The organism is Burkholderia sp. RF2-non_BP3, from assembly GCF_001522185.1.
Lineage (GTDB): Bacteria > Pseudomonadota > Gammaproteobacteria > Burkholderiales > Burkholderiaceae > Burkholderia > Burkholderia diffusa.
The window spans coordinates 742083-755281 of sequence record NZ_LOSU01000028.1 but is presented as its reverse complement, the minus strand read 5'-3'; the positions used below and the strand labels follow the sequence as shown (position 1 = coordinate 755281).

General features: G+C 68.9%; 12 protein-coding genes. 6 read left to right on the top strand and 6 right to left on the bottom strand.

All coding sequences use genetic code 11. The annotated features are described in order from the left end of the window. Nucleotides 1–17: 17 nt before the first annotated feature. Nucleotides 18–1145: a 4-hydroxyphenylpyruvate dioxygenase family protein gene (locus WS45_RS13810; protein WP_059525434.1), complete on the bottom strand. Its 1128-nt coding sequence runs from the start codon at nucleotides 1143–1145 to the stop codon at nucleotides 18–20. A gap of 357 nt (nucleotides 1146–1502) precedes the next feature. On the opposite strand from WS45_RS13810, the gene shiA reads away from it, so the two are divergent. The 3 genes from shiA (at nucleotide 1503) to WS45_RS13795 (ending at nucleotide 5341) form a co-directional block, all read left to right on the top strand. Further along, on the top strand, nucleotides 1503–2810 hold the full coding sequence (gene shiA / locus WS45_RS13805; protein ID WP_059700366.1) for a shikimate transporter: 1308 nt from the start codon (nucleotides 1503–1505) through the stop codon (nucleotides 2808–2810). Between the two features lie 210 nt (nucleotides 2811–3020). Continuing rightward, the gene (locus WS45_RS13800) at nucleotides 3021–4322 is read left to right on the top strand and encodes a UDP-N-acetylglucosamine 1-carboxyvinyltransferase (protein WP_059525430.1); all 1302 of its coding nucleotides are present in this window, start codon (nucleotides 3021–3023) and stop codon (nucleotides 4320–4322) included. A gap of 248 nt (nucleotides 4323–4570) precedes the next feature. Beyond that, on the top strand, nucleotides 4571–5341 hold the full coding sequence (locus WS45_RS13795) for an IclR family transcriptional regulator domain-containing protein (protein ID WP_059525428.1): 771 nt from the start codon (nucleotides 4571–4573) through the stop codon (nucleotides 5339–5341). 39 nt (nucleotides 5342–5380) lie between these two features. Here WS45_RS13795 and WS45_RS13790 read toward each other — a convergent pair whose 3' ends face one another. From WS45_RS13790 to WS45_RS13770, 5 genes are all read right to left on the bottom strand, one after another. Further along, a complete protein-coding gene (locus tag WS45_RS13790; protein ID WP_059700364.1) occupies nucleotides 5381–7681 on the bottom strand; it encodes an ATP-dependent DNA helicase in 2301 nt (766 codons plus the stop codon). Further along, the gene (locus tag WS45_RS13785) at nucleotides 7678–9372 is read right to left on the bottom strand and encodes a VRR-NUC domain-containing protein (protein ID WP_059700362.1); all 1695 of its coding nucleotides are present in this window, start codon (nucleotides 9370–9372) and stop codon (nucleotides 7678–7680) included. Before WS45_RS13785 ends, WS45_RS13790 begins: the two co-directional genes overlap by 4 nt. Nucleotides 9373–9472: 100 nt before the next feature. Further along, nucleotides 9473–10351 (bottom strand): MipA/OmpV family protein, encoded by an 879-nt coding sequence (locus WS45_RS13780; RefSeq protein ID WP_059690225.1) that lies wholly within the window; start codon nucleotides 10349–10351, stop codon nucleotides 9473–9475. A 206-nt stretch (nucleotides 10352–10557) separates the two neighbouring features. Continuing rightward, nucleotides 10558–10869 (bottom strand): hypothetical protein, encoded by a 312-nt coding sequence (locus tag WS45_RS13775; RefSeq protein WP_044843100.1) that lies wholly within the window; start codon nucleotides 10867–10869, stop codon nucleotides 10558–10560. Nucleotides 10870–11169: 300 nt separating this feature from the next. Next, nucleotides 11170–11469: a hypothetical protein gene (locus WS45_RS13770; protein ID WP_059525422.1), complete on the bottom strand. Its 300-nt coding sequence runs from the start codon at nucleotides 11467–11469 to the stop codon at nucleotides 11170–11172. Nucleotides 11470–11610: 141 nt separating this feature from the next. Here WS45_RS13770 and WS45_RS13765 point away from each other — a divergent pair, with 141 nt between their 5' ends. The 3 genes from WS45_RS13765 (at nucleotide 11611) to WS45_RS13755 (ending at nucleotide 13198) form a co-directional block, all read left to right on the top strand. Further along, a complete protein-coding gene (locus WS45_RS13765) occupies nucleotides 11611–11859 on the top strand; it encodes a hypothetical protein (RefSeq protein ID WP_059700358.1) in 249 nt (82 codons plus the stop codon). Nucleotides 11860–12199: 340 nt separating this feature from the next. After that, nucleotides 12200–12631: a CBS domain-containing protein gene (locus WS45_RS13760; protein WP_059525418.1), complete on the top strand. Its 432-nt coding sequence runs from the start codon at nucleotides 12200–12202 to the stop codon at nucleotides 12629–12631. A gap of 66 nt (nucleotides 12632–12697) precedes the next feature. Beyond that, nucleotides 12698–13198, top strand: coding sequence for a PRC-barrel domain-containing protein (locus tag WS45_RS13755; RefSeq protein ID WP_059525415.1), 501 nt, complete (start codon nucleotides 12698–12700; stop codon nucleotides 13196–13198). Nucleotide 13199: the final 1 nt, after the last annotated feature.

Below are 13199 nucleotides of genomic sequence, written 5' to 3'. Positions count from 1 at the left end.
GATCCTGCGCCTGCCGCTCAGCCGGCGTCGCGGGCGCGGGCCAGCGCCGCGAGGTTCCCTTCCCCGAATCCGTGGTGCCCCTGCCGCTGCACGATCTCGAAGAAGATCTCGCCGGGCCGGCGCTTCACGAAGGTCTGGAAGAACAGGCGCGGCACGCCGTCGCTGCCGATCTCGCCGTCGACCAGCACCGCACGGCGGCGCAGCGCGTCGAGATCGACGCCGTGCCCCGGCAGCCGCGCATCGACTTCGTCGTAATAGCGCGCAGGCGGTTCGATGAATTCGACACCGTTCGCACGCAGCGCATCGACGCTCGCCAGGATGTCGTCGGTCGCGAGCGCAACGTGCTGGACGCCTTCGCCCGGGTGGTCGGGCAGATACGCGTGCATCAGCTCGGTGCGCCGCGTGCCTTCCTCGTAGACCGGAATCCGCACCGCGCCGCACGGCGACACCATCACGCGCGATTCTTCCGACACATGCCAGTGCGCGTCGATTTCATGGATTTCGCGGAAGTGCAGCAGGTCGTGATAGAAGTCCAGCCACTCGCGCATGCGCCCCGCGCCGACCGTCTGCGTGAAGTGATCGACCTGCTGCAGGCCCGTGCCGACGCACTCGACATCGGTATGCGCGGTCGCGATGTCGATCGGCCGGAAATCGATGTCGAAGATCGAGATGTCGCCGACGCCGCCGCGCTGGCCGTCCCGCCCGCGCCAGCGGTCGACGAAATAAAGGTGCGAATCGCCGATCCCCTGGATCGCGGGAATCTTCAGCTCGCCGACCCCGATCCGCTCGCCCTCGAACGCCCACGCGCCGAGCTCGATCGCACGCTCGAACGCGCGGCGCGCGCTCGCCACGCGCAGCCCGATCGCGCAGACGCCCATCCCGTATTCCTCCGCATAGCGCGCGGCGAACGAATCGGGTTCGGCATTGATCAGGAACTGCATCTGTCCCTGCCGGTACAGCGTGACGTTCTTGCTCACATGGCGCGCGATCGCCTTGAACCCGAGCTGCTCGAAACGTTGCGCGAGCGCGTCCGGCACCGGCGCCGCGAACTCGACGAATTCGAGTCCGGCCATCCCGAGCGGATTGGCGGCCGGATCGGCAACGGGCGGCGTATCGCTGGACAGGGGGTGGGAATTGCCGGGCATTCCAGTCTCCGGAGGCATGCGGTCGATGGGGATGACGCCCGGCTCGCGCGGCACGCCCGGCCGATGTGACGGCCGGACATCCGCCCGATTCGGACGAGGTTTTGATGGTCCCGATTTTAACCAGATCGTTCACGGCGGCACACCCTGGCTGAACGGGATATGGGTGTCGCGCCTAGTGCAAACCCGGAAAGCGTTCGATAATCGCACACGACTGAACGATAATCGCGCATTTTGGCCGATCGGCCAATTGCCGCCGTGCGGCGTGCGCCCTATTCTCCGTTCACTCATCGACTTCAATGCAGCATCGGACGCGGCGCCGCCACGATTCCACGATGCGCCGTGCCAGGAGACATCGCCATGACCCCAACCTTCGACACCCTCGACGCCGCCGTCGGCACCCGCGCGCGCAGCCAGGCGCGCAAGGCCGCGATCGGCAGCTTCGTCGGCGCCGTCGTCGACTGGTACGACTTCCTGCTGTACGGGATCGTCGCCGCACTCGTCTTCAATTCCGAATTCTTTCCGAAAGTCAGCCCGACCATGGGCACGCTCGCGGCGTTCGCGACCTTCGGCGTCGGCTTCCTGTTCCGCCCGCTCGGCGGCGTCGTGTTCGGCCATTACGGCGACCGGCTCGGCCGCAAGCGGATGCTCGTGCTGACCGTCATGCTGATGGGGCTGTCGACCGTCGCGATCGGCCTGCTGCCGAGCTTCGCGACGATCGGCTGGTGGGCGCCCGTGTTGCTGGTGCTGATGCGTGCGATCCAGGGCTTCGCCGTCGGCGGCGAATGGGGCGGCGCGGCGCTGATGGCCGTCGAGAGCGCGCCGAAGCAGAAGAAGGCGTTCTACAGCAGCGGCGTGCAGGTCGGCTACGGCGTCGGCCTCGTGCTGGCGACGGGGATCGTGTCGATCCTGAGCCATACGCTCGGCGAGGCCGCGTTCAAGTCGTGGGGCTGGCGCCTGCCGTTCGTGTTCAGCATCGTGCTGGTGCTGATCGGGCTGTGGGTCCGCAAGAGCATGGACGAGTCGCAGGAGTTCGTCGAGAAGGTCGAGCACGGCAACCGCAAGCTCCGCCTGCCGGTGCTGGAAGCGCTGACGCGCCATCCGAAGGCGTTCCTGCTGATCGTCGCGCTGCGGCTCGCCGAGCTGTTCACGATGTATATCGTCACTGCGTTCGCGCTCAGCTATTCGACGTCGAACCTCGGGATGTCACGCGACCTGTTCCTGAACATCGGCCTGCTGGTCGGCGCGGTGAGCTGCGTGACGATCCCGTGCTTCGCGTGGCTCGCCGACCGCTTCGGCCTGCGCCGCATCTACCTGATCGGCGCGCTGATCGGTCTCGCGTCGGCGGTGCCGTTCTTCGTCGCGCTGGAATCGCGCTCGATCGCGTGGATCGTGGTCTTCTCGATCCTGCTGGCGAACGCCGCGCACGACATGGTCGTGAGCGTCCAGCAGCCGCTCTTCACCGAGCTGTTCGGCGCGGAATACCGCTACAGCGGCGCGGGCGTCGGCTATCAGTTCGCGAGCGTCGTCGGCGGCGGGTTCACGCCGTTCATCGCGGTGGCGCTGGTCAGCATGGCCGGCGGATCGTGGCACCTCGTCGCCGGCTATCTCGCGGTGGGCTGCCTGATCTCGCTGGTGGTCGCCGCGCGGATGCGGGCGGCGCAGTGAGGCCATGACCGGATGGCCGGCCGCGATGCGCGCCGGCCATTTCCGCACCGGCTGCCGTCCCCGGCCGAGCAAGGGGATCGCGCCCCGCCCAACGTCAAACACGGTCAATCCCGCGGGCAGAAGCCCTTTTTCCCCTCTGAACATTCCACGCCACCCGCCGACCAATGGCATCATATGGGCCTACGTCAGTCACAGATACGCCCCCATATCATGTCGAATCTCATCGTCCACGGCGGCACTCCGCTGCGCGGGGACATCAAGCCTTCCGCGAACAAGAACGCCGTCCTGCCGATTCTGTGCGCCACCCTGTTGACCGATCAGCCGCTGCGCCTCGTCGGCGTGCCTGACATCACCGACGTGCGCAAGATCCTCGACATCTTCCGCACGCTCGGCAGCGACGTGTCGGTCGACTTCGCGACAGGCATTCTCGATCTCCACCATCGCAACACGACGTTCGACCCGGCCGTGCACCGCCTGCCCGAGGCGATGCGCTCGTCGATCATGCTGATTCCGCCGCTGCTCGCGCGCTTCGGCGTCGCGCGCCTCGAGAACGACGTGAAGGGCTGCACGCTCGGCGTGCGCGAAATCGATCCGCACGTCGAAGTGTTCGAGCGCTTCGGCGCGCACATCCAGCGCACGCCCGATTCGCTGATCGTCCGTGCCGACGGCCCGCTGACCGCCAACGATCACTGGCTCGACTACGCATCGGTGACCACCACCGAAAACTTCGCGCTGTGTGCGACGGCGGCAGGTGGCACGTCCACGCTGATGAATGCGGCGTCCGAGCCGCACGTGCAGGAGTTCTGCCAGTTCCTCGCGATGATCGGCGTCGCGATCGAAGGCATCGGCACGTCGCGCCTGTGCGTGACGGGCGGCGGCAAGCTCGGCGGCGGCGAATTCCGCTTCGCGGAGGATTTCCACGAAATCGCGACGTTCCTCGCGCTCGGCGCGATCACGGGCGGCGACATCACCGTGCGCAACTCGTCGCCGGAGCATTTCCCGCTGATCGACCGCACATTCGCGAAGTTCGGCGTGACCGTCACGCACCGCGACGGCTGGTCGCGCGCGGAACGCGACGGCCCGCTGCGCGTGCGGCGGCCGTTCACGCAGAACATCCTGACCAAGGTCGAAGCCGCGCCGTGGCCGTACCTGCCGGTCGACCTGCTGCCGATCTTCATCGCGCTCGGCGTGCGCGCGGAAGGCAGCGCGATGTTCTGGAACAAGGTCTACGACGGCGCGCTCGGCTGGTCCGGCGAACTGTCGAAGTTCGGCGCGCACGTGCTGCTGTCCGACCCGCACCGGCTGATCACGTTCGGCGGGCTGCAACTGACGCCGGCGCGCGTCGAGAGCCCGTACATCATCCGCGTCGCGATCGCGCTGCTGATGGTGGCCGCCAGCATCGAAGGGCGCTCCGAAATCATGAACGCGCTGCCGATCCGCCGCGCGCACCCGCACTTCGTCGAAAACCTGCGTTCGGTCGGGGCGAACGTCGAGTGGACGAGCAGCGAGTAACGTCGATCCGGATGCGGCGTGGACGATGTCCGCGCCGCGTATCCTGCCTCCCCCGCATTCACCGGACGCCCCCTGGCGAACAAGGACAGCGGCCACCGGTTCTGACCGGCCGTACCGTCGCCGCCCGGCACATTCCCCCTCTTCGTCGCCCATCGCACGTCCGTCGATCGCTTTCGCACGCTGTTGGACTGCGCGATAATCGCGCATTCCCGCGCGAACACCGCGCGCCCACCCGTGCGCCACCGACGATGAAAAAGCCCGACCTCGACCGACGCGACTGGATTGCCGGCCTCGAAAAGGGCCTGATGATCCTCGAAGCATTCGACAGCCAGCACGCGCGGATGACGCCCACCCAGGCGGCTGCCCGCACCGGTCTCACGCGCACGGCCGCGCGACGCTACCTGCTGACGCTCGAATCGCTGGGCTACGTGTACACCGACGGCAAGCTGTACGGCCTCACGCCGCGCGTGCTGCGGGTCGGCTGGTCGTACTTCGACTCGGCGCGCCTGCCGCGCACGGTCCAGCCCTATCTGCAGCAGCTGAGCGCGTCGCTGAACGAATCGGCGTACGTGAGCGTGCTCGATGGCTGGGAACTCGTGTTCATCGCCCGCAACGGCGTGTCGCGCGTGATGACGACCGGCTTCGTGCTCGGCGCGCGCGTGCCCGCCCCGCTGACGTCGCCGGGCGTCGTGCTGCTCGCGCATCATCCGGATCGCGAGGCCGTCCGCGCGTGGCTCGACGCCACCGAACTCGCGCCGTTCACGCCGCACACCATCACCAACAAGGCACGCCTGCTCGAACAGGTCGACCACGCGCGCGACGCGGGCTTCGCGGTGATCGAGCAGCAACTGCAGGTCGGCGTGCGCGGCATCGCGGTGCCGCTGAAGAACCGTCACGGCGAAGTCGTCGCCGCGCTGAGCACGAACATGCCGATCGGTGCGGAGTCGACCGACGCGGCCGTGCGGCGCGTGCTGCCGCATCTGCAGGAAGCCGCGCTCGCGATGCTGAACGTGCTTTAGGAATTCGCGCAAGCGGGCGCACGACACCCGTCCGGCAGGTCACCCGATCCGCCACCACCTCGGCAACAGATCGCGCACCTCGCGCCGCCGGTAACGATCGTCGATCAGATGCACGACGCCCTCGTCGTGTTCGGTGCGGATGACGCGCCCGGCCGCCTGCACGACCTTCTGCAAGCCCGGGTACAGATACATGTAGTCGTATCCGTTGCCGAAACGCGCATCCATCGCGCGCCGCATCTGTTCGTTGACGTCGTTGACCTGCGGCAGCCCGAGCGTCGCGATGAACGCGCCGATCAGCCGCTCGCCGACGAGATCCACGCCCTCCGAGAACGCGCCGCCCAGCACCGCGAAGCCGACCCCGCGCCCGCCCGCGTCGAAGCGCGCGAGAAACGCGTCGCGCTCGCTTTCGGCCATGCCGGGCGCCTGGGCCCATACGGGCACGTCCGGGTGGCGCGTCTGCATCAGCGCGACGACGCGCCCGAGATAGTCGAAGCTGCTGAGAAAACCGAGGTAGTTGCCGGGCCGCGTCGCATATTGCGCGGCGATCAGGTCCACGATCGGTTCGAGCGAACGATCGCGGTCGCGCCAGCGCGTCGACACGTGGCTCGCGACGCGCACGGTCAGTTGCTCGGCACGGAACGGTCCGTCGACGTCGAGCCAGCCCGTGTCGGCCGGCAGTCCGAGCGTGTCGCGATAGAAATGAAACGGGCTCAGCGTGCCGGAAAACAGCACGGTCGCGCGTGCGGCTTCGTAGCGCGACGCGAGAAAGCCGGCCGGAATCACGTTGCGCACGCACAGCGTCGACTGGATACGGCGCCGCCGCGCGGCCGGCGCGACGCCGTCGAGCCCGGACTGGCGCGGCAGCGGCTCGCCGTGCAGCGTCGCGTCGAAGATCGACGCGCTGTCGAACGCGTCGGCGAGCACACCGAACTGGATCGCCTCGAAATGAAAGCGCAACAGCGCATCGCCGTTCGCACGCGGCGCATCGGTCAGGTGTTCGCCGATCGCCGCGACGAGGTTCTGCACGGCCGTCACGATCGGCCCCGGAATCTCCGGATACGCCGCGTAGCGCTCGGCCTGTGCGCGATTGAGCGTGCCCCACGCGCGCGCGAGCCGGTCGAACGCCTTGCGCAGTGCCGTGGGCGCGGCCTCGCGCGCGGCCGCGAACGCGAACGGGTCGAGCGATGCGCTGTACATCTTGCGGGCGCGATCGAGCAGGTTGTGCGCCTCGTCGACGAGCACGCCGACACGCCACTGGTTCTGCTGCGCGAGCGTATGCAGCATCGCGCTGCCGTCGTAGTAGTAGTTGTAGTCGCCGATCATCATGTCCGACCAGCGCGCAAGCTCCTGCGCGAGGTAGTACGGACAGACGTCATGCGCGAGGGCCGCCTCGCGCACGGTGTCGCGATCGAGCAGCCCGGCGTCGATCGCCGCGTCGCGCGCCGCCGGCAACCGATCGTAGAAGCCTTGCGCGAGCGGGCACGATTCGCCGTGACACGCGCGATCCGGATGCTCGCACGCCTTGTCGCGCGCGACGAGCTCCAGCACGCGCAGCGGCAGCGCCGGCGTGCCGGCGCCGAGCGTGGTCGCCGCTTCGAGCGCGAGCGCCCGGCCGGGCGTCTTCGCGGTCAGGAAGAACACGTGATCGAGCTCGCCCTCGCCGCACGCCTTCAGCAGCGGGAACACCGTGCCGAGCGTCTTGCCGATGCCGGTCGGCGCCTGCGCCATCAGGCAGCGTTCGTCGCGCGCCGCCCGGTAGACGGACACGGCCAGCTCGCGCTGACCGCTGCGAAATTGCCCGTGCGGAAACGTCAACGCGCGCAGCGCCGTATCGCGCGCCGCGCGATGCGCGGTCTCGCGCTCGGCCCAGCCGACGAAGCACTCGCACTGCTCGGCGAAGAACGCGGCGAGCGCGCTTGCGCCGAGCGTCTCCGTCAGCACGGTCTCGCGCTCCGACACGACGTCGAAATACACGAGCGCGACGTCGATTTCCGCGAGGCCGCGCGCGTCGCACATCAGGTGCGCATAGACCTTCGCCTGCGCCCAGTGCAGCGCGCGATGATTGGCCGGCATCGCGTCGAGGCTGCCGCGATAGGTCTTGATCTCCTCGAGCCGGTTCGCGACGGGATCGTAGCCGTCCGCGCGCCCGCGCACGGTGAGCGTGCCCCACGTGCCGGTCAGCGCGATCTCGGTTTCGTAGCGTGCGCCGCGCTTCGACGTGACGGCGCCATGACCCGCGATGCCTTCGAGCGCGGTCGGCGCGGGCGTGAAGCGCAAGTCGAGATCGCCGCGCCGCGCGGTGAACTCGCACATCGCCCGCACCGCGACGACATAGCTCATGCGGACAACCCCGCCGCCTCGTCCTGGCGGACGCCCGCGCCCGCCCATTCGACATCGACGACGCGCACCGGCATGCCGTGCGCGATGCAGTACGCGAGCCAGCGCGTCTGGTTGTCCTGCAGCCGGTCGCCGGGGCCCTTCACCTCGATCAGTTCATAGCGCCGCTCGCCGGGCCAGAAACGGACGAGGTCGGGCAGCCCCGAGCGATTGCCGCGGATATCGGCGAGCAGGCGCGTGAACCACAGCCGCAGGTGCTCGGCCGGCAGGCATGCCAGCGCCTCGTCGAGCAGTTCGTCGGTCAGCACGCCCCAGAACACGAACGGCGATTGCAGCCCCGTCTTCGTCGCGTAGTGCCGGCGGATCGTGTCGCGGTACGCACCCGAATCGAGTTGCGCGAAACACGCGGCGAATGCGTCGGTGCGGCGTACCGCGAAATCGGGCGCGTGCAGGTCGGCCGGGCCGCGCTGAAACGGGTGAAAGAACGCGCCGGGCACGGCCGCGAACACGGGCTCCCAGCACAGCAACCCGAACAACGAATTGATCAGCGTGTTCTCGACGTAGTGAACCGGCGCGTCGGGCCGTGCAAGGTGGTCGCGCACCGCGTATTCGACGCTGACGAATGCGTCGGGGCGCGCGAGCACGAGCGTCTCGCGCGGCACGTCCGGCGCGCTGCCCGCGCGTTCGACCCGCTGCCCGAGACGGCGCTGCAGGCGCGGCAGCATCCGCTCGACGCGCTGACGCTCCTCGTCGCTTTCGAAGGCGTTGCGCGCGTCGAGCGCCAGCGCGAGCGCATCGTCGTCGCGTCCGCAGCGTTCGAGCACGCGAATGCGCCGGTGCCGGCTGCCCGGCCACGCGCTGCGCGCATACGCGTCGAGCGCGGCGGTCCAGTCGGCGCGGCGCTCGCAGGTCTGCCCGAGCGCGAACAGCAGCTTCGCGCGGCGCGTCGCGAGCCACGGCTGTACGCAGCCGACCGCGTCGATCGCCTGCAGCAGCGCGTCGAACGGCAGGTCGTCGGGCCACGCATCGAGTGCTTCGCGGCAGGTCTGCAGCGCAAGATACGTCTCGATGTCGTCGCGCTGCTGGAACGCGCGCGACGACGGCGCGAACGGCACGCTTTCGTACTGGAACACGCCGAGATCGGCGAGCACGAATTCGCTCCAGTCCTGATGAAGATTGCCGAAGAACATCAATCGCAACCGGTCGCACAGCGCGCCGACCGTCACGCGCAGCACGCGATCGTCGGCCTGCGCGCACCAAGCGTCGAGCGGCTGCGCCACGTCATGCGCGGGCCGCAGCCGCTCGAGCCAGTCGGGTTTGCGCTCGCCCGCGTGCGCGGCGAGCGACGGGAACACCTTCAGGAGATCGGCCTTGGTCGACAGCGCGAACAGTTCGTCGAGCGTAAGCGCGGGCGCCGGATCGACCCAGCCGAGCTCGACGAGCGGCGCGGCCGCGTCGAGCGTGCTACCGATCTCGTCGTACACGAGCTTGCTCGCGCGGAAGTCGGACCCGCTGCGCATCAGCATCCGCACGAGCAACGCGCGCGACGCTTTCGGCAGCTGCGCGAAATCCCGAAGGAACGCGTGTTCGCGCGCATCGAGCAGGTCGTCGTAACGCTCGCCGAGCCACGCCAGCGCGCGTTCGAAATTGGTCAGGTAGTAAAACGCCGGGGGCGTCGGCGATGCAGGCGTCACGGGGATCGATCACTGTACGTTTGTACAGGTCGGAATCATATCAAATGTGACGAAAAATGCCGCATGCCGCGCCGCGCACGGCTGCCCCCGCCGGTCCGGTTCAGAACTGGTAATTCACCGACATGTCGAACACGCCGTTCGTCGACTGCTGCGTGACCGGGCTGCGCCTTGCACGGCCGACGAGCTGTTCGATCGCGCCGTCCATCGTCACGAACCAGTGCTTGTCGATGAACCAGACCATCGTCACGCCCGCACCGAACGACTTCATCCCCGCGCCCGACGAATAGGTCGGCAGCCCCGAACGGGCGGACGCCCCCGCGTTCACGCCGAACCAGCTGTTCATGTAGCGCGAATCGGCGAACGACACCGTCGGCCCGGCGAACCAGAAGAAGTGTTCGTTGCTGCCCGGCATCGGCATGTACGCGGAGAAATCGCCGACCCAGCCGTTCGAGCCGCCGATGCTGCGCCGGACATCCGCGCGCAGCACGAGCGGAAATTCCTTCGAGATCACGTAATCGGCCGCGAGCTTCATCACCGGCGCCGCATTGATGTTGTCGAGCCCGTTCAGGTGGTCGAGGTCGTCGGCCGAGCGGCGCCCGAGGTCATAGCCGACCGACAGGCTCACGCGCCAGTTGGGCCCGCGCAGCACGTTCGCGCCGAGCCCCTCGCCCGTCGACAGGAAGAACAGGTCGCGATAGCGCACGTCCACATTCGGGCCGCCCATCACGCGGTAGCGGTCGGAGCCCGCGTAGCGCGGCTGGAGCGTCATCGCCGCGCCGACGCTGACCTGCCACGTCGGGACCGTCGGACTGAACAGTTTCTGCAGCGGAACGCCCGCCGAGTATTGCCATTCGCCGAGCGGCGAAGGCGTCTGCGCCGACGCGTCGCGCGCACCCGCCGCTGCGAGCGCGGCGAAGGCCGACAGGCCGGACACGAACCGGCGAGCGCCGGGCGACAACAACGGGCGGGCAACGGTCATCAAGGCGGTCTCCGTCGGTTGCATGAAACGAACCAGAGGGAAAGCGCGTCGCATCCCGATCGGCTGCAACGGCAGGCAGCCGACGGCGCGAACGTAGCGTGCGCTGAATTGTGAACATCCTACGCGACGCGCGCGTAGCCGCAAAGCGCCCGTTGAGCACGGGCACTTTGCCGGTTTCCGGTACGAACGGGCGCAGGATTGCGGAATCAGAAACGCTCGACGTGATAGTCGCCGGCCAGCGCGGCCGGACTGCGCTTCGCCATCATGCGCGAGAAGCCGTCGGCGAGACGCCCGAGCGCAAGCTGCTTCTGGCTCGCGTCCCAGTGCGTGTAGGTGTCGTAGGCGGTGTCGTCGAACGACACGGTGACGGCGACCGGGCGCCCGCTCGCGCGAAAACCGATATGCAGCACGCCGCCCGGCAGCTCCTCGATGTGATAGCGCAGCGAACGCGACTCGAAATAGCGGCCCAGCACCTGGGCGATCGCGCGCTTGTCGGGCGATTGCACGTGAATGTCCATGATGGTCCTCCTTTCAGTGATCGCGCGGCCGGCCGTGGTTGGCTGCGCCCGCCCGGCATTCGCATCGGCGGCGGCTGCGACGGCGGATCGCCTTGCGGCAGCCCCGGGGGCACAGGCGGATCGAACGGATCGTCGTGCTCGGGCAGCGCCGGGTCGGGATCGACGTCGGGCGTCGGCTCGGGTCGGTGCAGCATGGATCGCATGCTCATGTCACTCCTGCGCGGCGGCTCGCGCGTGTCGATTGGCGCGGCGAGCGCACGCAACCGGTGTGCCTGCCCGGCGGCGCAACCGCGCACGCCGTCATGCGTCGTATGCCGCCATCACCAGCCACAAGGTGCGCCCTTCGGCGGCGAGCCGCACCGCGAGCGCGAACGGATCGGACGGCGCGCAGCGCGCGACCAGCGCCCGCTGCGCGCTTTCCGGCCCCGCGTAGACGGTATGGTTCAGCTCGCGGACTTCGTCCTTCCCGTCGAACACGCGCCGCTCGGGCCGATGGATCCGCGATTCACGCTTCCACGTGTCGAACCGTTCGCGCACATCGCGGAAATCGCCGCCGCACACGTTCGCGTCGTAACGTATCCTTTTCCTGGGTTCAATCATCACGATGTCCTCTCGTCCACACCGGCGGCGGGCCGCCCGCATCTGCGCCCGTCCGGCCGCCCCGACGACTGCAAGCGTCATGCCGCCCCTGCCACGCGGGCACGGCGCTTGCGGCCGTCGTACCCGTAAGGAGGTTCGATCATGACCGCATCCGCCCCCGGCAGCCGCAGCGCCGTGTCACCGGCCGCCGGCCCGCTCTCTCTGGCCGCGTCGCGCAAGCCGTCCGAAGACAAGACGGAGAAACGCATCGACGAAGGGCTCGAGGAGACATTCCCGGCCAGCGATCCGCCCGCCGTCGGCGGCGCGACCCGCATCGACCCCGGCAAGCCGTCCGGCGAACGCGACCGTCGCGCGCCCGACGCCCCGCCACCGCCCCGCGATCACGGCTGACGGCGGCACCCCGGCCCGCGATGCGCGGCAGCGTGGCGACGGGCCGGCACAACCGGAGTGAACTGATGAAACGCATTGAACGTGCATGGCACGAAGTCAGCGGCGCCGCGGGCGTCGCAGCGCTGGCCGCGATCGAGAGTGCGCTGGTCCTCGCCATCGTCGTGATGACGGGGGTCGGCCACTGAGCGCGGCACGCGGCCCGGCCACGGCTGCCGCCGTGGAAGATGTACAACCCGGCTGGCAAATTTCTCCGTGGCACGGCCGCGCAGGTCTCGCGCCTGTCGATTGAACGCGGCACGCGTCCTGCTTCCGCATCGTCTCCCTCACGAAGGAGGCGTTCATGTATCGCGTCAATGAAATCATGTCGCGCGACGTAGTGTGCGTCGCGCCCACCGACACGATTCGCCATGCAGCCGAATTGATGCAGCGCTTCGACATCGGCGTGCTGCCGGTGTGCGACGGCAGCGGGCTCGTCGCGATCGTGACGGACCGCGACCTCGCGATACGCGCGCTGTCGCACGGGCATCCACCCGATACCCCCGTGAAAGTGGTCGCATCGGCACCGGTGCAGTGGTGCGTCGAGGATGACGGCGTCGGCGACGTGCAGCAGCGGATGGCCGACATACAGCTGCACCGGATGCCGGTGCTCGACGCCAACCACCAGATCGTCGGGATGGTGTCGCTCGGCGACATCGCGACGCGCGCGGGCGGCCCGGCACGCGACGAGCTGGCGAATACGCTCGAGGATGTGTCCCTGCCGCGCCGCCGCTGAGCGGCCACCCCAACCGCGCTGCCCGCGCGCCGTATGCGCCGCGCCGCTTCGATCAGGAGAAAAGCGATGACAACGGACAGACCGTCGCGCACGCAGGCGCGCATTGTCGGCGACCGCGGCCGTTCGGCCGGCGGGCCGGGGCCGGACGTAATGGCCGCCGGCACGCTGGAAAACGATCGCGTGCTGACGATCGACGGCGATGACATCGGCAAGGTCACGAACATCATGCTCGACATCCGCTCGGGCCGGATCGCGTACGCGGTCGTGTCGTCGGGCGGATTTGCCGGGATCGGCGACAAGCTGCTCGCGGTGCCGTGGAGCGTGCTGACGCTCGACGTCGAGCGCCGCTGCTTCGTGCTGCCCGTGCCGACCGAGCAGGTGCGCGACGCCCCGGGCTTCGAGAAGGACCGCTGGCCGACGATGGCCGATCCCGCGTGGGCGGAGGCGCTGCACGCGCACTACGGCGCATCGCCGTACTGGCTGATCGAGGAAGGCGAGACGGCGCTCGACTCGCCGCCGTACGAGGCGTCGCCGGGCGGCCCCGAGAACGACACGCGGCGGCACTGAT

Bases quoted from the DNA above. Each gene is read 5' to 3' on its own strand.
- WS45_RS13790 (WP_059700364.1), bottom strand. From the start codon at position 7,681: ATGAGCTATGTCGTCGCGGTGCGGGCGATGTGCGAGTTCACCGCGCGG.
- WS45_RS13760 (WP_059525418.1), top strand. From the start codon at position 12,200: ATGTATCGCGTCAATGAAATCATGTCGCGCGACGTAGTGTGCGTCGCG.
- WS45_RS13780 (WP_059690225.1), bottom strand. From the start codon at position 10,351: ATGACCGTTGCCCGCCCGTTGTTGTCGCCCGGCGCTCGCCGGTTCGTG.
- WS45_RS13800 (WP_059525430.1), top strand. From the start codon at position 3,021: ATGTCGAATCTCATCGTCCACGGCGGCACTCCGCTGCGCGGGGACATC.
- WS45_RS13770 (WP_059525422.1), bottom strand. From the start codon at position 11,469: ATGATTGAACCCAGGAAAAGGATACGTTACGACGCGAACGTGTGCGGC.
- WS45_RS13765 (WP_059700358.1), top strand. From the start codon at position 11,611: ATGACCGCATCCGCCCCCGGCAGCCGCAGCGCCGTGTCACCGGCCGCC.
- shiA (WP_059700366.1), top strand. From the start codon at position 1,503: ATGACCCCAACCTTCGACACCCTCGACGCCGCCGTCGGCACCCGCGCG.
- WS45_RS13810 (WP_059525434.1), bottom strand. From the start codon at position 1,145: ATGCCCGGCAATTCCCACCCCCTGTCCAGCGATACGCCGCCCGTTGCC.
- WS45_RS13755 (WP_059525415.1), top strand. From the start codon at position 12,698: ATGACAACGGACAGACCGTCGCGCACGCAGGCGCGCATTGTCGGCGAC.
- WS45_RS13775 (WP_044843100.1), bottom strand. From the start codon at position 10,869: ATGGACATTCACGTGCAATCGCCCGACAAGCGCGCGATCGCCCAGGTG.
- WS45_RS13795 (WP_059525428.1), top strand. From the start codon at position 4,571: ATGAAAAAGCCCGACCTCGACCGACGCGACTGGATTGCCGGCCTCGAA.